Below are 20,234 nucleotides of genomic sequence, written 5' to 3'. Positions count from 1 at the left end.
GGAGATGCAGAGAGACCGCAGATACCCTTCACCCTAGAAGAGGAGATCTGCGGTCTTTTTTACTCTCTGATATTTTAAAGGGGATGAAATGAATGGCAGATCAGCATTTTTCAGCACTATCACGTAAAGCGCGTTTGAAAAATATGACAGAGACCCACCTCGACGTGCTCGTTATCGGAGGCGGGATTACCGGAGCGGGGATTACACTGGACGCTACAGCCCGTGGCCTTAACACAGCCTGTATTGAAATGCAGGACTTTGCAGCAGGTACATCCAGCCGCTCCACTAAGCTTGTACACGGAGGACTGCGTTACCTTGAACAGTTTGAAATTAAACTTGTAGCCGAGGTAGGCAGAGAGCGGGCCATTGTGTATGAAAATGCGCCTCACGTAACTGAGCCGGAGTGGATGCTTCTCCCGATTGTAAAAGGCGGAAACCTCGGAAAAACATCTACCTCGTTTGGCCTGCAGGTGTACGACCGGCTGGCTCAGGTAAACAAGCACGAGCGCCGCTATATGCTCAACAAAAAAAGAACTCTGGAAAAAGAACCATTGCTTCGCGAGGATAACCTTCTCGGCGGGGGAGTCTATGTGGAATACCGTACGGACGATGCAAGACTGACCCTCGAAGCAATGAAAAAAGCTGTGGAGCTCGGTGCAGACGCCGTTAACTATGCCAAAGCAACTGATCTTTTATACGAGAATGGCAAACTGGTCGGTGTAGAAGTGAAAGACTTGATCAATAATGAAACCCACCGCATTTATGCGGATCATGTGGTTAACGCTGCCGGCCCGTGGGTGGATACGCTCAGAAAAGTAGACGGCTCCAACAAGGGCAAGCTTCTGCACCATACAAAAGGTATCCATCTTGTGTTTGACCTCAGCCGGTTCCCGCTCCGCCAGGCTACGTATTTTGACGCTCCGGACGGACGGATGATCTTTGCCATCCCAAGGGGTAATAAAGCATACGTAGGCACGACGGATACGGATTACGGCGCAAATCTGGAAGAGCCGCGAGTGTCCCGGGAAGACCGCGACTATATTTTAGAAGTTACAAACTATGAATTCCCAACCCTGAAGCTGAAGGCAGAGGATGTGGAATCGAGCTGGTCCGGCATTCGTCCGCTCATTCAGGAGGAAGGAAAATCAGCCTCTGAGATTTCCCGTAAAGATGAAATTTTCATTTCTGATTCCGGACTGATTTCCATTGCAGGCGGTAAACTGACCGGCTACCGCAAAATGGCAGAGCGGATTGTCGACGTAGTAGTTGATAAGATGAATATTCACGCCCCGTGCCCAACCCAGGACATCCGGCTTTCCGGTGGTGAAGTGGGCGGGTCTTCCGGCTATGAAACCTTTGCCGTTAAAGAAGCGTACCGCGGCGAAGCATTTGGGATGACCAGAGATGAAACAGAAGACCTGTTCCGCTTCTACGGGGCGAACGGCCTGAAAATGCTCGAGCTGCTCGAAGAGAACCTTGAAGAAGCGAAAAACAGCGGTATGCCGTTAAAGCTTGCTGCACGGCTGTTGTACGCGCTCGAGTATGAAATGGCAGTTACGCCGCTTGACTTCCTGAACAGAAGAACGGCCTTCCTGTTCTTTGATATGCCGGAGCTGAAGCGCTGGAAAGAACCGGTAACGGCATTTATGAAAAAATCGTTGAACTGGTCCGAAGAAGAAACAAAAGCCTACACTGAAGAGCTTGAGTCTGAAATTGCCTATGCGACGAAGCCTTATGAAGACGTTGAGGATCAGAAAGCCAGGGAAAAACAAGCAAATTAATGACATTGCATAAAAACGCCTGCTCTTTAACTGGAGCGGGCGTTTTGTTTTGGAAAGGAGAAAAGAACGAATGCCGGAAAACCATGGTAGAAATGCGTGCTTTCTTATATACTGGTAACAGGCATATTTACTGAGAAATACAATAAACGCTTCAGGAGTGATTATACATATGAGTTGGACGGACCACTGGAATCGATGGAAAAACCATGCGTTTATAGAAGAAGCATGGAAGGACAAGCTTCACGAACTGGATGAAACAAATGCGGAGGATTACTTTTATCAATATCTGGCATTTGGGACCGGGGGAATGCGCGGAGAAATCGGACCTGGGACGAATAGAATGAATACATACACGATTCGAAGGGCAGTAGAAGGGCTTGCGCGTTATATTGAAAATGCCGGCGCTGAAGCAAAATCCAGAGGGGTAGCTGTTGCGTTTGACCCGCGTCACTATTCGGAAAAGTTTGCGCTCGAAACAGCACAGACGCTAGGGGCACATGGTATCCAGGTGTACTTGTTTGAAGATCTGCGCCCGACTCCGGAGCTTTCGTTTGCGGTGCGCAGAACCTATGCATTTGCCGGTGTAGTAATTACAGCAAGCCATAACCCGCCGGAATATAATGGGTTTAAAGTTTATGGTGAAGATGGGGGCCAGTTCCCGCCAGGCCCTGCAGACGAGTTGATCACTTATGTGGAATCGGTCGAAAATGAGCTGGAAATCCGGGTGAAGGACAGCGGAGACATGCAGGAGGAAGGTCTGCTCGTAATGCTGGGCGAAGAAACTGATGCAGCTTATGATAAAGCGCTGCAGTCCATCCTACTGCAGCCGGAGATGATCAAAGAAAGCGGAAGAGATCTGAATGTAGTGTTCACCCCACTGCACGGAACAGCGAAGGATCCGGTGTTGCGGACACTCGCTGCAGCTGGTTTTCACAACGTATCGACAGTGGAGGAGCAGTTAACGCCTGATCCGGAATTCTCCACTGTGCAGAGCCCGAATCCTGAAGAAAAAGAGGCTTTTGCAAAAGCCATTCAGGTAGGTGAAAACAATAACGCGGATATACTGATTGGCACCGATCCTGACGCGGACCGGATTGGTCTGGCGGCAAAAGACAGCAGCGGTGAGTTTGTGGTGCTCACTGGAAACCAGACCGGGGCGCTTCTTCTTGATTATCTTCTCATGCAAAAGAAAGAGGCAGGGTCCCTTCCGGCAAACGGTATAGTAATGAAAACGATCGTCACTTCTGAACTGGGAAGGGCTATAGCAGAACATTACGGTCAGGCATGCGAGGATACGCTCACCGGGTTTAAATTCATTGGTGAAAAAATTAAAACCTATAATGAAACAGGAGAATACGCCTTTCAGTTTGGTTATGAGGAATCCTATGGATATTTGATCGGAGACTTTGTACGCGATAAAGATGCGGTGCAGGCAGCGCTTTTAATCGCGGAGATGGCTCTGTGGCACAAGAAGCAGGGGCGCACTGTGTATGAAGGCCTGATGGATATTTACAGTCGCTATGGATATTTCATGGAAGGGCTGGATTCCTTAACGAAAAAAGGGAAAGAAGGCGCTGGGCAAATTGATCATCTGATCGAAACGTTCCGCACCGAGCCGCCTGAGCGGGTAAGTGACGCTTCTATTCAGAAAGTAGAGGATTACAAAACGGGAGAACGTACGTATTTGCTTGAAAATGGGAAAACAGAACCTATCCAGCTTCCTTCTTCGAATGTGCTGAAGTTTTTTACAGATGATGAATCCTGGTTCTGTCTTCGCCCTTCAGGCACAGAGCCGAAAGTGAAATTTTATTTCGGTGTTAAGGGAGAGACGTTCAAGCAGACAGAGGAAAAGCTTCTTCAGCTGAAAATGGATGTTATGGCAATGGTGCATGAACGTCTCGGAGATTAATAAAGCCTATAGAGCAAAAAGAAGGTACCGCCTGTTTTTGCCTTCTGACGGATCAAAAGGAGGTCGCTTTGCATGCAGTCATGGGTAGAAGACTATTTACACATTTTGAAGCTGAAAATAGAACAGCCGAATGTTCGGTTTTTGACAAAATTGATTCGCTCCCATCTGCAGCAGTTTCCATTTGAAAACGTAGGTAAATTAATTGAAGCAGGAGAGAATGCAGAAAACAGGGCACCGATGTCAGTTGATTCATTTTTGTACCGGCGCCAGGTCTACCAGATGGGGGGCACATGCTATACGTTGAATATCCACTTTCAACAGTTGCTGGAGGCACTGGGGTTCTCCACCCGGCTCATTTATTTGAATGAGGACCACGTGTCAGTCCGGGTGGAAACAAACCAGCCGGGGTCTCCGCCTTATTTTGCAGACGTAGGCACGACCGCCCCGTTATTTGAACCGATCCCTCTTCGCAGGGGGATGGAACGCTCAAAGAAGTTTGACGGCGAGCAGCTGATATTTCATTATCAGAAAGAGGCACGGCTGTACCGTTATATACGTATGAAAGACGGAAAACAGGCGGATGAGTCGTGGGCGTTTGACCCTGACACAGAAGCAGGGGAGGCAGAGCTGCAGGAGAAGGTCGGCAGGTCTTACGGCCCGGAAGCGCCGTATATGAACCAGCTGCGTCTGCAGCTTTGGTTTCCGGAAAAATATCTGCTGCTGTCTTTGAAAAACAATAAGCTTATTGCCCGAAAAGCAAATGGCGCCACTGTGACAAAGTATATACATGATTTCCCGGCTCTTGAACGGTTGGTTCAGGAGGATTTTCGCCTGCATTACCTGCCGGTTCTTCAGGCAGCCTCACAGCTCGAAAAACGTATGTCCTGGGCGTTCTAAATAAAAAATGCTCCAGCTGATCATTTCAGCCGGAGCATTTTTTTATTTAATTAGAAGCGGACGTCAAAGGACTCATTATGGTCGACAGAATCAAGATCGGACGTTTCGAGGCGCTCCACAGTGGAAAAAGGGCTGCCTTCCTGTACTGCGACAAGAAAGCGGTCCATATCCTGGGGCGTTCCTTCGGCTTCAATTTCAACCGCTCCGTTTGATTTGTTGCGGACCCAGCCGTGAATGTTATGTTTAACTGCTTCTGACTGGGTGAACTGCCGGAAGCCGACGCCCTGGACGTTTCCGTGTACTTCTACATGATAGCGTTTCATTTGCATGCTCCTTCCCGTGGTTCATACTTTTTTAAAATGCTGCTGGAACCAGTGGTCCTGTTCTGGCGAAGGATGCTCACTGATTACATGCATCACGTCTTCTTCGTCGGTAGCCATCCAGACTCCGCTGTCATCAAAAAAGCCCGGGTAAATATAGCCGTGACGAAAAAGCAGCTGGGGCGGATAGATTTCGATGACATCCATTTCGACGTGCTTATAAACACTTTTCGTGCATTGAAATAGTTCCAATTTGGTCACCTGCTTATTTTCGGACTGGGAGCCGAAAACATATTTAAGACTGGGGAGCGCGGTGGCGGTAGGCAGTATGGTTTACAGAACCAACATGTTCGTTCAGCTGGAAGGAATCCTGAATAGACGCCTGAATGAACTGTTTTGCTGTATGAATTGCTTCCCGTACGCTCTTTCCGTTTGCAAGCTCCGCGGTAATAGCAGCAGAGAACGTACAGCCGGCCCCGTGAGTATACTCCGTATTAATCTTTTCAGATTCGATATATTCAAAGCTGTTACCGTCATAAAGCACGTCAATTGACTTCTCTGCTCCGGTCTCTCCTCCGCCTTTAATAATAACAAAGGACGGGCCGAGCTGATAAATTTTCTCGGCAGCTGCTTTCATGTCTTCGAGTGATTGCGGCAGGGCTACCTGGGCAAGCTGGGAGGCTTCAAATAAATTAGGAGTCACAATAAATGCCTTTGGCACAAGGGTGTCCCGCAAATAAGCATCCATTTCCGGGTTGACTGGCTCGTCGGCGCCTTTACATACCATCACCGGGTCCACCACCAGCTGTTCTATCCGGTGCTCATCTAATTTTTTCGCTACCAGCTCGATGACTTCTTTTGAGCCGAGCATCCCTGTTTTTGCAGCCTGAACCCCAATCCCTTTTAACACTGTGTCCAGCTGTGCTTCGAGCGTGGCCGTGTCGATAGGATAGACGCGGTGAAACCAGTCGTTATCAGGGTCCTGGGCCACAATGGTAGTCAGGGAGACCATTCCGTAAGTGCCGAGCTCCTGAAATGTTTTTAAATCTGCCTGGATGCCGGCGCCTCCACTCGTATCGGAGCCGGCTATTGTCAGCGTTTTAGGTAGACTCATAATAATCTCCTTTCAAAAAATGATGGAAAAGCTATTCTGCCCATTCGCCGTTCCGGAATACCGGCTCTTTCGTACCGTCGGGAAGAATGCCGTCTATATTCATATTCTCATTTCCAATCATAAAATCAACATGGATGATACTTGTGTTTAAACCAGCCTGTTCCTTCTCCTCTTTGTTCATCTCCGGTCCATTTTCCACATTAAAAGCATATGCACTGCCGAGTGCAATATGGTTGGAGGCATTTTCATCAAACAGCGTATTGAAAAATAAAATGCCGGACTGTGAGATAGGGGAGCTGTGCGGAACGAGAGCTACCTCCCCAAGACGGGCAGCACCTTCATCTGAATTGATCAGGTGACGGAGAGTTTCTTCTCCTTCGCCGGCTTCCATTTCCGTGACAGCACCGTTCCTGAAATGCAGCGTAAATCGGTCGATAACGCTGCCGCCGTAGTTCAATGGTTTAGTATTGGTTACGTGGCCGTTAACGAAATCCTTATGCGGAGCGGTAAATACTTCTTCTGTCGGCATATTCGGAATGAACGAAACGCCCGAAGTATTGGTGCTGCCGCCGCCGGCCCAAACGTGTCCTTCCGGGAGGCCGATTTCAAGGTCTGTGCCTGGAGCGGTATAATGAAGTGATTTATATTTTTTGGCATTAAGCCAATCCACCTTGGCCCGCAGGGTACGGTTGTGCTCGTCCCACGCCTGTACCGGGTCTTCTGTGTCCGCCCGAACAGCGCTGAAGATTCGTTCCCAAAGCAGATCGATAGCCCGGTCTTCTGGTTCGTCCGGGAAAACTTTTTTTGCCCATCCTGCAGAAGGCGTGGAAATGACAAGCCAGCTGACGCGGTCAGCCTGAATGTAATCCCGGAACCCTTCCATAGCAGCACCGGCTGCGTTGTTCGCATTGGCAATTTTATCGGGGTCTACCCCCTTCAGGAGATCGGGATCGGTGGATTTGACCGTGATAAAAGCTGCTCCTTCACGGGCCAGCTGTTCCCTGCTTTCAGCACGCCAGGAAGGGAATTCATGAAAGGCTTCTTCGGGCGCTTTCTCGTATTTAATTTTCGTCAATTTATCGTCTGCCCATTCAGGGTAAACATGTTTTGCACCGGCATCGTATGCTGCTTCGGCCAGTCTTCTGACAAAAGGAGCAGCATCAATCGGAGCTGCGATAACTAAAGTCTGCCCCGGCTGGATATTAACCCCTTTATCCACGGCAAGTTTTGCGTAGTTGTGAAGTTTTTGTTCGAACGTTTTCATGTCTGAAGCTTCCTTTCTGATACAGTACTAGTTAGACGAAGACAGTAGTCTCAAATGTCTTTCATCATTATAACACGTAAGGATTCATCATTCTTTTGCCGTGTACTGCTTTTTTTAAACAGTCTGAAGACATAAAAAAGCCCTGCCGGAATATCCGGGCAGGGTACAAAAGGTATCGTACAGGTAAAGATGCATTCATCTCAGGAGAACCTGCCTGTTCAGGGTAGCACAGAATGAATAATGGCCTAATGCCGATGAGAGCCTGTCTCCGTCTGTTTTCGGGGATAAGCGGAAAAGAAACAAACTCAAATCAAAAAATATAATTATATGCATATTTGAATTATACAGATGTTTCCGTCTTTGTTTCAACACTGCTCCCGGGAGCAGAACTCTGTCCTGGAAGAGGATTGCGGGTTTTAAAATGATGCAGCTCTGCTACAAACCTGACCGGAAACGATGATATCTTTGTATTGTATTTATCTATCGTATTATTATACACGCTTGAAGAATGAATAATCTTATTTTGCGCATCGTCAAACTGCTCACGCATCGACTTCAGCTCGGACTGCAGCTGCTTATCATCAGGCATGGAAGCGTCAAAAACCTCGTGAAGATTATCTTCAATGCGGGAGTTAATGTGCAGCTGCTCCTGTCTGCTCGATTCCGGGGATAACGCTTCGCTTCTGTATTGTACCAGCGTTTCCAGCTCATCCTGCTTGTGACGCCATGCTTTTTGGGCAGATTCCACAAAGTCAGGAATTAAGTTCATCCGCCGGTGCAGTTGAAATTCCACCTGGGTCCAGGATTCTTCCACCCAGTTTAAATATTTAATTAAGGCATTGTAGCCGATAATCCAGCTTATAATAGCAGTAACAATAATAATACCGAGAATGATACCGAATATACTCATATCGCCGCCCTCCTTCTTTCGGGGTTTTTACTTAGATAATGGTAATTAGTATAGCATGTTTGTACCGTCAATTACACAGCCTTACTCACAAACACCTATCCTTTTTTTACAGAATTGAGAGTGATTTTCCAATACATGCATTAAAAAATCAGCGGTGTTTCCTGTGGAGATCCGGGTGCCGTTTTCCGGCAGATAGTCAGTTTCATAGCGCCAGGAAGCAGTGCTTTCTCCGTCCGGCAGAAAAGTCGGGCAGACAACGGTCCAGCAATAGGACGTCTCCCTAATGTATTCATAGGCTGCCTTATGGTCCTCAGCGGCCATAGTGCTCCGGCGTTTGGATTCTGACGACTCGAACCGGTAAAGGTGCGGTTCTGTCCGCGACTGAAGAATCCCGGCAGTTCCTACGGTAATTAAATGGGTAATGCTTAAGTCGTTCATTTCTTTCAATAAAAGAGGCGTGAAACTGCTCAATACGTTCTGTTTATCCGTGCCGAGGGCACTAACGACCACATCTGTTCCCTGCAGCGTTTTTCTCATTTTCGCCTGATCAAGGGCATCGCCGTTTATCTGCTCTGCAGAAGCAGGGAGGCTGCCTGCTTTTTCCGGTGAACGGACAAGTATTTTTAATTCGTGCCCGGCAGCGTCAGCCATGGATGCAAATTGGGAACCGGTGCGGCCGGTTCCGCCAAATAAAGCTATTTTCATTTGAAGCACTCCTTTTTGTTTCACATATCTAAAAGCTATGTAAAAATAGATATACACCCCTATTCCCATTCTATAAAAGGAAAAACGTCGGGAGGCTATGAGAGATGCAGTGGACTACGTGGGAACCCCCTATTGTTCAATGGAGAACTAATGCGCTTTATCACTGGACTAAAGCACTCGGACTGAGTGATACGGAAGAGCTGAAAACACATGCCGCAATTGATGTTTCCTGGTTTTGGCAGCAGGCATCCAAACGACTTGAAACCCGGTGGTTCAAACGTTATAAAGATGTGGTGGAGCTTTCGCATGGAAGACGGAATGCAGAATGGTTTTACAAAGGAAAAATGAATGCTGCGGAGCAGCTGATAAATAAATCAAAAGAAGTGATGGAGCAGACAGCTTTCATTGACGAAAGCGGAGAGTGGACATATAAGAGGCTGGCCAAAGAAGTGCAGGAAGCTGCAGGAAAGCTTAGAAAAGCCGGTGTACAAAAGGGCGGACGGGCAGCTGTGCTGGCCCAGGCCGATAAACAGTCGGCGGTGGTTTACATGGCACTGATGTATATCGGTGCTGCAGTCTGTCCGTATAATCCCCGCTGGACAACGGCAATAGATAAAGAGGTTCATGCGCAGTTCCAGCCGGAATGGCTCATTGTTGGTGCGGGGAGTTCTACGGCTGAAGCTGAAGAAAGGTTCAGTATGGAATCTCCGCAAACTATTCAATTGAGCGGGGAGCCGTCCTCAAGACATAAGCAATGGGAAACTATGCCGGCCGGAAAGAAAAAGGAGCGGCCTGAAAAAACAGACGGTGCTGATGCTGCACTTATCCTCTTTGGTGAGAGTCCGGGAGAACCTGTAAAGGGATACGTCCTCAGTCATACCAGTTTGTTTATGAAGTCAGGAACCGAAATTGGTTTAGTATGGGACGTCCGTCCCGGCGACCGAGTCTGGTGGCTAGTCCGGGCGTGGGGATTTGAGCAGCTGTTTGCTATGGTCGGAACGCTTGCAAATAATGGACAATACTGCCTGTTTTCATGGAACGACGAGAGCGCTGATGCCGGCAGTACGATTGAAGCATACGGCATTACACATATCGGCGTTGATTCATTGTCAGCACAGACGGCTTCCTCCCAGACACAAAGTAAATGGAAGGAATACCATCTCCATTCGCTGCGATATGTACTGACGTGGGAAGCAGATTGGATGCGGAGCGACCTGCAATGGGTAATGGATGTATTAACCCGGGGAAGAATTCCGCTCTTAAAAGCCTTCGGGGGGGCGCGCGCCTCTGGAATGATTACTGCAGATCTGCCTGACCGCAGGGTGCATCCTGAAAAATACAACAGCCGTCTTCCAGGGATGGTGATGGATACCTGGGACAGCGAAGGATATGCGGTGCGTCATACCCCTGGCAGAGTAGTGGTAAAAAAACCATGGCCGAACAGCCTGGAGGTAATGGTTGATGGGCAGATGCAGTATGACAGCTCTCCGTGGTCCTGGTGGAAGGACGTATGGGCCGGAGAGAGATTTTTAATAGATGACGGGGAAGGGTATACGTATGCAGGGGAGTATTCTGACATTAATAAGGTGGAGCAGCAGAATGTTTCTCTGCTGCCGCTTGAAAAATGGCTTGAGGGCATGGACTCGGTGGAAACGGCGCTTTTGCGCTGGAACGGAGGAAGTGCAGAGGCAGTCATTGCGCCTGCTGAAGGCTGGAGCGGTACTATAGGCTGGAAGCAGGATCTTTCGGAAAGGTGGCTTGAAGCGCAAAAGTTTCCTCTGAAAAGCATACAAATAGTTTCAATACCTCCGGATAATGTGAATAAACGAATATGGAGAAGCGTATTTAAACGCGGGGAATTCATCATAGAACGCGAGGAATTTATTTTTACCGAAGAGAAATAACGTTTAACTAATAGACGACTGCCAAAGGAGCAATCACCATGAACGCAGTTATTACAATTATCATTATGATCGCTATTGGGGCAGCCATCGGGGGAGTAACGAATTCACTTGCGATCCGGATGCTGTTCAGGCCGTATAAGCCAGTGTACATAGGCTCTGTACGGGTGCCGTTCACCCCAGGGCTGATCCCAAAAAGACGTAATGAGCTTGCCGGGCAGCTCGGACGGGTCGTTACAGACCATCTGTTGACTCCGGAAGGCCTGCAGGCAAAAATCCGCAGCGACATGTTTTCCCGCCAGCTAAATGACTGGGTCACATTGGAAATGAAAGAGTATCTTTATTCTGAGAAAAGCTTATCCGATTATGTGGAGAAATGGACAGGTCTGAGCGATGCTCGCGGCTTTCTCCGTGAAACGTTAAGAGAGACGCTCGACATAAAATGGGAAGAGGCTAAGCGCCGTCATGCCGATACTCCAATTAAAGAACTGCTGCCCTCCGGCGCGGTCCGTCAATCGGAAGTGATGACCAAAGAGCTTACACAGCTAATAATGGTGAAGGCCGGTGATTATTTTCGGTCAAGTGCAGGCAAGCAGCAGTTGGCGCTTTTACTCGAGCGTTTTTTAGAAGGAAAAGGCTCAATGATGAATTTTTTCGGTACAATGATCGGTAATGACCGGCTCGTTGACCGTATTCAACCGGAGGTGCTCCGTTTTTTTGAAGACCCTGGCACAGAAAAAATGATTTCCGGACTGCTGCAGCAGGAGCGAAAAGCGCTGTTTGAAAAACCGGCAGCGGAGGCCTTTGCCTATGTGGATTCCCGGGCAGCGGTGGATTACATTGTGGAAACGGTTGATAAACATGTGCCCGTGATGGATAGGCTCGAGCAGCCTTTAAAGGAATGGGCTCCCGCATATGAAACGAAATTGCTCGAGGAATGGGTTCCAAAAGCAGTAAACAAAGGCCAGGGCTCCATTGCGAGAAGACTTCCAAATTTGTTTGAACAGCTTCATCTTCATGATGTAGTTAAAGAGCAGGTGGATACGTTTTCGACAGACCGGATGGAAGCTATGCTGCTTACGATCTCCGGAAGGGAATTTAAGCTGATCACATATCTGGGGGCACTGATTGGCGGTTTCGTAGGCTGTGTACAGGGAATAGTTGTGCTGTGGATAGTGTGAATAAAAAAATGCCATTGATTCTTCCGGAATGGATGAATTCTGCTGGCGGTTCATGTTATGCTCATACAGACAATCTTAAAGGAGGACTTATATATGTCCAATATTCATGACAAGGCTTACGAATTATCAGGTGCGCTTCGTGAAAGCGAAGAATTCCAGCAGCTTAAAGAGCTTCATAACGAAGTAGAGCAGGACGAAGTTGCAAAGCGCATGCTCGATAACTTCCGCAATGTACAGCTTGAACTTCAGCAAAAACAAATGCAGGGAGAGCAGCCTTCGGAAGAAGAAATTACGCAGGCTCAAAAACAGTTTGAAATGGTGCAGCAGCACGAAGTTATTTCGAAGCTGATGCAGCAGGAGCAGCAGCTCAGCACAGTTATTTCTGACCTGAATAAAATTATTACGGAGCCGCTTGAAGAACTTTACGGTGTACCGGAAGAAAATAACGGCCAGCAGTAATAACAAAAACCTTCCCCGCCACGGGGGAGGTTTTTTTATTTGCCTTCCCGTTATAGATTCTGGCTGAAACATGCTACAATGAGTATGGCAGTATTCGTCTTTAGCCACGAGTTATGTTAACAGGAGGGGACGCTGTGCGCCCGAAGACCAGGCGTTATCGATACGTTTACTTAATTACAGCAGTGACAGCTCTACTCACAGCAGCTATTGTTTTTATTGCCTCATCAGTGCAGGACGGGGGCACACCGACCTACAATTCCCAGGAAGACTTTGCAGAAAATGAAGTTCCAAAAGAATATATTTCTGTTTACAAACAGGCGGGAGAAGATTATGATATTCCGTGGACCCTATTAGCAGCGGTTCACCGGGTGGAAACTGTTTTTTCCACGATGGAAACCCTGGAAAGCCCGGTTGGAGCGATAGGACATATGCAATTTATGCCATGCACATTTGTAGGATGGAGTTATCCAGGCTGCGGTGGAAATGGCAGTACTGATATACCGGAAGAGGAATTAACCGATCCGGAAACGATTAATGAATACGGCGGCTATGGTGTTGACGCTGACGGCGATGGCAGGGCCGATCCATACGCTCTTGAAGATGCTGTTTACTCGGCGGCGAACTTTCTTGCGTCTAACGGAGCGGCGGGTGGTGAGGTGCGGCCGGCCATATACCAATATAACCAGGCGGACTGGTATGTAGACGATATTCTTAATTATTACAACACATATGATGAAGAAGTGGAACTGGTGAATCTTGAAGAAAATCGCTTAGCAGAGGAGGGGGGGTAAGTTGTTTTTTATTGAAACGTTCGCAGAAATAAACTGGGTGGAATGGCTGCTCCTTGTAAGCGTGCTCATTACTACACTTTGGATCGTCAGCCAGCACATTACGAATACGAATGCTTATTCCCTCCATCAGGAGGAAGCAAGGGTCTGCTATGACGATTACAGCCGCGTGCCGGAGATGGCTGCTCTTCGCTTTGTCACTGTACAAAAGAAGATACCGGACCGCTCGGACAGCAGGCATGATGATGAAGACTCTTCTTATTTTTCATCATAATTTGAAAGAATGAAAAATAAGAAGGAGTGAATGTAGTGAATAGTAAGTGGAAATTAATAGCAATGTTAAGTGTTTTAATGCTGGTGCTTGCCGGTTGTGGCGGCGAACAGGAAGCTATATCGGCTGACAGTGAAGGAATTTGGAATCGTTTCTTTGTATACCCGTTTTCGTGGCTTTTAATCACGATTGCCCAATTTTTTAATGGGGATTACGGCCTTTCAATCATTGCAGTAACGATCATTATCCGTATTGTACTTCTTCCTTTGTTTGTAAAGCAGCAGAACAGTGCGATTGCCATGAAGCGGCTGCAGCCGAGAATGAAAGAGCTGCAGGAAAAGTACAGCTCGAAAAACCAGGCGGAAGCACAGAAGCTTCAGCAGGAAATGATGAAGCTGTACCGGGACGAAGGCGTGAACCCGATGATGGGCTGTCTGCCTATTCTGCTTCAGATGCCGATTTTGATGGCCTTTTATTTCGCCATTCAGCGTACAGAAGAGCTCGCAGCCCACAGCTTCTTATGGGTAGATCTTGGAGAGCCGGACCCATTTTTCATTTTCCCAATCCTTGCCGGACTGATGATGTTTTTGCAAACAAAAATCACGGCGAAGGATATGCCGGAAAACATGAGACCAATTATGATGCTGATGCCGGTGATGATGATCGTAGCCGGAATCTTTCTGCCGTCTGCCCTTTCTCTTTACTGGGCTACAGGCGGTGTGTTTATGATTTTCCAGACCCTCGTGTTCACGAAGCGCAAAGAAAAAATGGAAGAAACCCAGCAGGAAAAAACAACAACGTAACCATGAAAGAAAGCCGCCTGCAGATAAGCAGTGCGGCTTTTTTTATAGAAACATTGAGGCGTAAATACCGTCTAACAAAGAGGAAAGTGGAAACTGAGTAATAATACTGCTACGATAATAGCAGATGGAAACGTATCTTCAGAGGAAGGAACAAGATAAATGACGACTGCATATACAATTTATTTAGTGGAAGATGAAGAAAACCTTTCCGGAGTATTGAAGCCCTATATGGAGAAGGAAGGCTGGGAGGTCACCGTCTTTGATAACGGCACGGACGCTCTGGAGGCTAAAGAAGAGCCGCCGCACCTGTGGGTGCTCGATATTATGCTGCCGGGAACGGATGGGTATCAGATATTAAAAGAAATTCGGTCTTCAAAAAAAGGGGAAGTGCCGGTAATTTTTATTTCCGCGAGAGACCAGGATCTTGACCGGGTGCTCGGTCTTGAAATGGGGAGCGATGACTACCTGGCGAAACCATTTCTCCCCCAGGAGCTGATTATCCGTGCTAAAAAACTGTTATCCCGGGTATACGGCGAATCGCAGACCGAAACAAAAAAGACAGAAGTAAATAATTATTATATTGACCCGGAGGCACGTACTGTAACGGATGCTGAAAATAATGAAGCCCATATCGAGCTGACGACAAAAGAAATGGACTTAATACTGCTTTTGACCGAAGAGGTAGGCAAAGCCCTGTCGAGGGAGGATATTATTGAACATGTGTGGGGCGAAAACTATTTTGGCTCGGAGCGGGCTGTAGATGACGTTGTGCGCAGAGTCCGGAAGAAAATGCCCAGAATTCATCTGGAGACACTGTATGGGTACGGATATCGTGTTCTGCCGTCATGATGAAAGTGAATTTAACCCAGCGCATTTGGCTCTCTTTTATTGCCATAATCGTTCTGGTCGGTCTGACGGTTATTATCGTTTATCCTATTTCGATCCGTGGAACGCTGACGGAAGAAACGTACCGGATTATTGAAGAAGAACAGGCACAGCTCGTTAATCCGCTGAGTGATTATTTCACGCCTCCGGAATCGGACGATCTGGATTTCATTGAAAGACGGGAAGCAGAGCGGTCGGTGGGGCACGTTTTTGTTACTGAAAATGAAACGGTCAGCGGGGAACCTCGTCCGCCGGCAGAAGTGGAAAAAGAAATGCTTGAAAATGCCGGCAATCAAAATGCGGAACGGGAGAGGTATGAGCTCACTTTTAATGATGCTACACTTTTTTATGTGATCACAAAAGTAGAGTCGGACGGAGAAGAAGCGTTCCAGATCTCCTACATGTGGGATACGTACAGAGATACAATGGTGAACCGTTTGTGGACCCGCCTGGTGTACATACTGCTCATTACAAGCGTTGTAAGCCTGCTGCCGGCGATCTGGCTGAAGCGCTACCTGCGGCAGCCGCTGCGGGTGCTCGGCAACCGCTTTGAGCAGATTGCTGAGAGAAATTGGCGGGAGCCTGTCAACTGGAAAGGAGATCAGGACTTTCAGAAGCTGTCCGAGCAGTTTGAGCGGATGCGTCAAAACTTAATACGTTACGACAATTCACAAAAAACATTTATCCAGCACGCCTCCCACGAGCTTAAGACGCCAATTATGGTGGTCAAATCCTATGCGCAGTCCGTTAAGGATGGCATTCTGCCTAAAAAGGATATGGAAAAAACGATGGATGTCATTATAGATGAAGCGAACCGCATGGATAAAAGAGTAAGGGATATGCTGTATTACACGAAGCTTGATTCGCTAAAAACAGAGGCGATTGAATACGAAGAAATCATTTTCGGTAAATTGGCTTATGCAATTGAAGAACGTTTTCGTCTGCAGCGCAGCGATATCCGTTTTTATATTGAAGGGGCAAGCGTACGTATGTATGCAGACGCTGAGCATATGCGGGTGCTGCTTGAAAACCTGGTGGAAAATGCGCTGCGCTACGCAGAAGACAGTATTTGGATTAAAGCAGTAAAGCATCCGGACGGCCGGGTGGAAATTACTGTTGAAAATAACGGCGAAAACATTAATGAAGAAGAGCTTGAATACATTTTTACGCCGTTCAGAAAAGGAAATAAAGGCCAGTTCGGGCTTGGTCTTGCGATTGTCAGCCAAATTGCTGAACTGCACGAAGCGTCAAAAGAGGCTGCTAATACGGAGACAGGGGTTCGGTTTACGATCAGGCTCCCGGCTGAAAACGAAATAGAAACACAAAAAACCGAGGCGTAACCGCCCCGGTTTTTTGTATAAGATGTCAGCTGTCTGAGCTCTCTTCACTTGCTTCAGTGAATGTCTGCACCCAGTCCTCGTATTCTTCGTTTTCGACGTTAATATCAGCGTCCTGCATGAGTTCATTCAGTACCTGCTGGCCGTCCTGCTGTTCTTCAGCTTCAAGCGTCTGTTTAATATCATCTTTTAATTCTTTATAGCTTTCTTTTTTGCCGGTGACATTAATAACGTGGAAGCCGTGCTCCGTTTCGACAGGTTCTTCGGAAATGGAGTCCATATTCATGTTAAAGGCAGCTTCCTCGAAAGCCTCCGTCATTTCACCTTTACCAAAATAACCAAGCTCTCCGCCACTTTCACCAGAAGCAGTATCGACAGACTTTTCTTTTGCAAGCTCAGCAAAATCTGCGCCGCCTTCGAGTTCTTTGATTATTTCGTCTGCTTCTTTTTCACTTTCAACAAGAATATGGCTTGCTTCGACCTGCACAAGATCGTTTTTATTTTCTTCGTAGTAATTTTTCATTTCTTTTTCGGTTACATCAACATCCTGGGAGCCCAGCTCATCAACCACGATCTGCGGCTTTATATACTGCTCCTTGAAAGCTTTCACACTCTCAACCTGAACGCCCATATTTTCCTGTACAGTCTGAAGGAATTGATCATTATCGTCTATGCCGTACTGCTCTTTCATAGATTTGAATTTTTGAGTAACCTGCTTATCTGAAATATTAAGATCATCGGCTTTATCATTCAATACTTTTTGCTGAATGAGATTGTTTAAGGCACCTTCGCCGTAATTGTCCTTTAAATCATCCATTAAATCCTGCTCAGAGATACTTTCGCCGTTCACTTCAACAATCGCATCGTCTCCCGCTGCGCTGCCTTCATTGCTGCAGGACGCAAGCAGAAGGGCTCCACTGATCCCTGCGACTGTAAAAATATATTTTTTCATTTCTCCAGCTCCCTATGTATGTTCATGGTGCTTTAATATTATACCATATTAAAAAGTTTAAAACTGTCGATAAATGTAAAAAATCCTATTGCATTATACAATAGGATCGAAATTCTCAGCTTTAGGCTGCCAAAAGAAGTTCAACATACGATGAAATCAACAGGATGGTCACAAGTATATTGATAGTGTTGAAGACCTTCGGCTGTTTTTCATCCGGGACTTCCCGCTGGGTTACAAACTTATTGGTCATGGAGTTCATGATAAACAGATAAGCAACAGCGAATACAATAAAGAAAAGAATAAACATAAAATTCCCCCATTCCTAACGATACTACCATAACAAATCATAAAGCAAAAAGATAGGCAGAACCCGTAGGAGCAAAGAAAAAGATATTATATCTATAACGTTTTTGCCGAACATGATATAGTGAAAAAGCAGTTGTTACAAGAAAAAAGGAGTGGATCTGCTTGGCGCGGAACATATGGAAAATTTTATTCATTCTGCTTTTGGTTATCAACATTATTATCATCGGTGCTGTAGTCTTCTGGTGGGTTTCTCTGGACCAGGAAAGTGGATCCACCGAAACAGAACCGCAGACTTCTGAAGAGGAAGAATTTCAACCGTACTTTACCGGGGAAACAAATTCCGCGCAGGTGAATAATATTTTAGAAGCAGAGATGGAAAACGAAAGAGCCGACTTAGTGGTGGAAGACGGTCAGTTTAAAATTATTTCTGCGCTGGAGCTTCTCGGTCGTGAAATTGATATTGAGCTGAGCTTTGTGCCCGAAGCTTTAGAGAACGGAAATGTCGAGCTGCAGAAGGATGATTTCTCCATTGCGGGGCTTCCACTGCCGGGGCCGGAAGTACTGACAGTCGTGCAGAACCAGTCGGAATTTCCGGAGTTTGTCCAGATTAATCCGGAGGAAGAAACGATTAGAATACGTCTTGATCAGTGGAGTGAAGATGAAGAGTACACTGTTCGGGCAGAGAAGGTCAATCTGGAGGAAGACGATATTGTCTTTGTTGTAGGCAGATAAAAAGATCCCGGCGCCGAAGCGGCGCCGGGATCTTTTACTTAAGAAGGCTGTTTCAGTACAATATCCATGCCGTCAAGCTTTCGTTCCACCGTACAGTGCTTTGGAGCTCTCACCAGCTGGCGGATAAAAGCAAAGTCTTTAAGGGCCATGCCGCTGTTTAATGAAAAAACAATAAGGAAGTAATGCATATAGCCGGGCATGAGTATGGCCCCTGCAATACTTGCGGCCCCAAGAACTATAAACGGACTGAGCATGGTAATAACGTACATATTTCGAGATACTGGTTTACTGAAGCTGTATTTAATCACAGGAAGCTGCTTCCTGCGGTCTCTGTCGAATTTCCAGGTTGTGGCTATACCAATCATCCAAAGCGGTACGGCGTGCAAAATAGAATGCAGAGGGTAGATCATAAGCATTATTAAAAGAAGAACTTCCAGGCCGATACCTTTTAGCTGTGTTTCCGGCTGCAGCGAACTAAAGATTAAAAAAGCAAACATAAAAGTTAAAAAGGAAAATCCTACCGACATGATTGTCATTTTTGTTGTGTTGTTTTCTTTTCGTAGATTTACTGATTTCCAGCAATTCATGCGACGGCCTCCTCTCTCTCCAAACCCCAACTTTGAATAATGTAATACCAAAAGAAGAAAAAATCAATAGGGTTATAAAAAAATATATATAGAACGAAATTTCTAATAATTCGCTCTACAGAAGAGGAAAGAAGCCAATACGCTGATGCAGGGAGCCTGAGCAGAGCAGGTGGTCTGTGAAAGGTTTATTTGGCAGATCTGTCTGCTGGAAGGAGGGTTCCGTCTTTATCCATAAAATCATTTTCAAAAGACTGGAGGGACTCTTCAAACAAATGCATAAATTCTTCTCCATAAATGTAGCGTACGATGGTCATAAGTTCAGAAAACTCGGGAAACTTTCCGTACAGCTCTTTGATGGGAAGGGCTCCTTCAGAAACCTGAAATGTTTCTTTTTCGTAGGACTCGAGGATGGAGAGAAGCAGGCTTTCGCCGTCTTCTGTTAGCTCGATATACGTATTGCGTTTATCATTCGTTTTCTTTGAAAATTTTAACAGGCCCCGGTCTTCCAGCTTTTTCGAAAAATTAAAGGCTGTTGAGACATGCATAACCCCGAACTTCGCAATTCCGGAAACGGAAGCGCCCTCTAATTGGTGCGCGACCCAGAGAATTTGAAATTCATTAATATTTAAATTGTAGGGTTTAACCCATTCCTGCCAATCTTTTTCCACCGATTTCCATAATGCTTTAGACAGCTGTGCAGCACGGAGACTGAATAATATCGACTGCTTGGCATCAAATGAAGAGTCCAATTAAAGACCCCCCTCTCTTATAAGCTGGGTTATCAGTGACTAGGAACGCCTCGTTTCTTTTTTGATCTGCTTATTTAATTGAGAAATGGAATCAGAAATATCTTTTACCTGTTCCTGAATAGAGGCGACCTCGGGTTCAACTTCCTGCTTGTAACGCTTATAGGTTTTTTTCATTTCTTTGGTCAGCACATCAAATGCCTGGAAGCCTTCTGTAGCAGCATACTGCCAGTCCTCCATGGCTGATTTCTTTGTTGAGGATTTCAAGCCGGAGCGACTCCATTCCGAGTGCTTAATGGAATGTCTTACAGCAGGACCAGAAGCAGGTGTAGTAAAAAGTATAATTAAACTGCTAGCTAACGATCCTGTGAATATACCGGCAAAAA

The 20,234-nt window shown here is 46.6% G+C and carries 23 protein-coding genes; 12 read left to right on the top strand and 11 right to left on the bottom strand.

What is annotated here, in order from left to right:
* Window positions 1-92: 92 nt before the first annotated feature.
* The 3 genes from ACTTK7_RS09235 (at window position 93) to ACTTK7_RS09225 (ending at window position 4,587) form a co-directional block, all read left to right on the top strand.
* On the top strand, window positions 93-1,781 hold the full coding sequence (locus ACTTK7_RS09235) for a glycerol-3-phosphate dehydrogenase/oxidase (RefSeq protein ID WP_462867627.1): 1,689 nt from the start codon (window positions 93-95) through the stop codon (window positions 1,779-1,781).
* 169 nt (window positions 1,782-1,950) lie between these two features.
* Complete coding sequence (locus ACTTK7_RS09230) at window positions 1,951-3,690, top strand: phospho-sugar mutase (RefSeq protein ID WP_462867625.1); 1,740 nt, start codon at window positions 1,951-1,953, stop codon at window positions 3,688-3,690.
* 72 nt (window positions 3,691-3,762) lie between these two features.
* Window positions 3,763-4,587 (top strand): arylamine N-acetyltransferase, encoded by an 825-nt coding sequence (locus ACTTK7_RS09225; protein WP_462867624.1) that lies wholly within the window; start codon window positions 3,763-3,765, stop codon window positions 4,585-4,587.
* Window positions 4,588-4,637: 50 nt separating this feature from the next.
* Here the strand turns inward: ACTTK7_RS09225 and ACTTK7_RS09220 are convergent, their stop codons facing one another.
* From ACTTK7_RS09220 to ACTTK7_RS09195, 6 genes are all read right to left on the bottom strand, one after another.
* Entirely contained in the window at window positions 4,638-4,910 is a 273-nt protein-coding gene (locus ACTTK7_RS09220) for an acylphosphatase (RefSeq protein WP_022793755.1), read from the bottom strand.
* Window positions 4,911-4,931: 21 nt separating this feature from the next.
* On the bottom strand, window positions 4,932-5,159 hold the full coding sequence (locus ACTTK7_RS09215; RefSeq protein WP_022793756.1) for a hypothetical protein: 228 nt from the start codon (window positions 5,157-5,159) through the stop codon (window positions 4,932-4,934).
* Between the two features lie 43 nt (window positions 5,160-5,202).
* Window positions 5,203-6,021 carry a pyridoxine/pyridoxal/pyridoxamine kinase gene (gene pdxK / locus ACTTK7_RS09210; RefSeq protein WP_462867622.1) on the bottom strand — a complete coding sequence of 273 codons (819 nt, stop codon included), beginning with the start codon at window positions 6,019-6,021 and terminating at the stop codon, window positions 5,203-5,205.
* Between the two features lie 31 nt (window positions 6,022-6,052).
* Window positions 6,053-7,285 carry an aminopeptidase gene (locus tag ACTTK7_RS09205; protein WP_462867620.1) on the bottom strand — a complete coding sequence of 411 codons (1,233 nt, stop codon included), beginning with the start codon at window positions 7,283-7,285 and terminating at the stop codon, window positions 6,053-6,055.
* A gap of 340 nt (window positions 7,286-7,625) precedes the next feature.
* Window positions 7,626-8,195: a LemA family protein gene (locus ACTTK7_RS09200; protein WP_462867619.1), complete on the bottom strand. Its 570-nt coding sequence runs from the start codon at window positions 8,193-8,195 to the stop codon at window positions 7,626-7,628.
* 81 nt (window positions 8,196-8,276) lie between these two features.
* On the bottom strand, window positions 8,277-8,900 hold the full coding sequence (locus ACTTK7_RS09195) for an NAD(P)-dependent oxidoreductase (RefSeq protein WP_462867618.1): 624 nt from the start codon (window positions 8,898-8,900) through the stop codon (window positions 8,277-8,279).
* Window positions 8,901-9,004: 104 nt separating this feature from the next.
* On the opposite strand from ACTTK7_RS09195, the gene ACTTK7_RS09190 reads away from it, so the two are divergent.
* From ACTTK7_RS09190 to ACTTK7_RS09155, 8 genes are all read left to right on the top strand, one after another.
* Entirely contained in the window at window positions 9,005-10,804 is a 1,800-nt protein-coding gene (locus tag ACTTK7_RS09190; RefSeq protein WP_462867616.1) for an AMP-binding protein, read from the top strand.
* A gap of 38 nt (window positions 10,805-10,842) precedes the next feature.
* Window positions 10,843-11,982, top strand: coding sequence for a DUF445 domain-containing protein (locus tag ACTTK7_RS09185; RefSeq protein ID WP_462867614.1), 1,140 nt, complete (start codon window positions 10,843-10,845; stop codon window positions 11,980-11,982).
* Window positions 11,983-12,075: 93 nt separating this feature from the next.
* On the top strand, window positions 12,076-12,441 hold the full coding sequence (locus tag ACTTK7_RS09180) for a YlbF/YmcA family competence regulator (protein ID WP_462867612.1): 366 nt from the start codon (window positions 12,076-12,078) through the stop codon (window positions 12,439-12,441).
* Window positions 12,442-12,575: 134 nt separating this feature from the next.
* Window positions 12,576-13,232, top strand: coding sequence for a lytic transglycosylase domain-containing protein (locus ACTTK7_RS09175; RefSeq protein WP_462867611.1), 657 nt, complete (start codon window positions 12,576-12,578; stop codon window positions 13,230-13,232).
* A 1-nt stretch (window position 13,233) separates the two neighbouring features.
* Window positions 13,234-13,503: a hypothetical protein gene (locus ACTTK7_RS09170; RefSeq protein ID WP_462867609.1), complete on the top strand. Its 270-nt coding sequence runs from the start codon at window positions 13,234-13,236 to the stop codon at window positions 13,501-13,503.
* Window positions 13,504-13,538: 35 nt separating this feature from the next.
* A complete protein-coding gene (gene yidC, locus ACTTK7_RS09165; protein ID WP_462867607.1) occupies window positions 13,539-14,303 on the top strand; it encodes a membrane protein insertase YidC in 765 nt (254 codons plus the stop codon).
* A gap of 159 nt (window positions 14,304-14,462) precedes the next feature.
* Window positions 14,463-15,152, top strand: a complete 690-nt coding sequence (locus ACTTK7_RS09160) for a response regulator transcription factor (protein ID WP_298788123.1) — start codon at window positions 14,463-14,465, stop codon at window positions 15,150-15,152.
* Window positions 15,149-16,528, top strand: a complete 1,380-nt coding sequence (locus ACTTK7_RS09155; protein ID WP_462867605.1) for a sensor histidine kinase — start codon at window positions 15,149-15,151, stop codon at window positions 16,526-16,528. The genes ACTTK7_RS09160 and ACTTK7_RS09155 overlap by 4 nt, the downstream gene beginning before the upstream one ends.
* 25 nt (window positions 16,529-16,553) lie before the next feature.
* Here the strand turns inward: ACTTK7_RS09155 and ACTTK7_RS09150 are convergent, their stop codons facing one another.
* Complete coding sequence (locus ACTTK7_RS09150) at window positions 16,554-17,477, bottom strand: peptidylprolyl isomerase (protein WP_462867603.1); 924 nt, start codon at window positions 17,475-17,477, stop codon at window positions 16,554-16,556.
* A 121-nt stretch (window positions 17,478-17,598) separates the two neighbouring features.
* On the bottom strand, window positions 17,599-17,784 hold the full coding sequence (locus ACTTK7_RS09145) for a hypothetical protein (protein ID WP_022793771.1): 186 nt from the start codon (window positions 17,782-17,784) through the stop codon (window positions 17,599-17,601).
* Window positions 17,785-17,945: 161 nt separating this feature from the next.
* Here ACTTK7_RS09145 and ACTTK7_RS09140 point away from each other — a divergent pair, with 161 nt between their 5' ends.
* On the top strand, window positions 17,946-18,515 hold the full coding sequence (locus ACTTK7_RS09140) for a YpmS family protein (RefSeq protein ID WP_462867601.1): 570 nt from the start codon (window positions 17,946-17,948) through the stop codon (window positions 18,513-18,515).
* Window positions 18,516-18,553: 38 nt separating this feature from the next.
* Here the strand turns inward: ACTTK7_RS09140 and ACTTK7_RS09135 are convergent, their stop codons facing one another.
* The 3 genes from ACTTK7_RS09135 to ACTTK7_RS09125 form a co-directional block, all read right to left on the bottom strand.
* A complete protein-coding gene (locus ACTTK7_RS09135; protein WP_462867599.1) occupies window positions 18,554-19,102 on the bottom strand; it encodes a DUF3267 domain-containing protein in 549 nt (182 codons plus the stop codon).
* 185 nt (window positions 19,103-19,287) lie between these two features.
* On the bottom strand, window positions 19,288-19,851 hold the full coding sequence (locus tag ACTTK7_RS09130) for an HTH-type transcriptional regulator Hpr (RefSeq protein WP_322525681.1): 564 nt from the start codon (window positions 19,849-19,851) through the stop codon (window positions 19,288-19,290).
* 39 nt (window positions 19,852-19,890) lie between these two features.
* Window positions 19,891-20,115: a hypothetical protein gene (locus ACTTK7_RS09125; RefSeq protein WP_462867597.1), complete on the bottom strand. Its 225-nt coding sequence runs from the start codon at window positions 20,113-20,115 to the stop codon at window positions 19,891-19,893.
* Between the last annotated feature and the right edge of the window lie 119 nt (window positions 20,116-20,234).

It is taken from the genome of Marinococcus tarijensis (assembly GCF_054971385.1).
The sequence above is the reverse complement of the archived record's forward strand: the minus strand, read 5'-3'. Positions and strand labels throughout refer to the sequence as shown.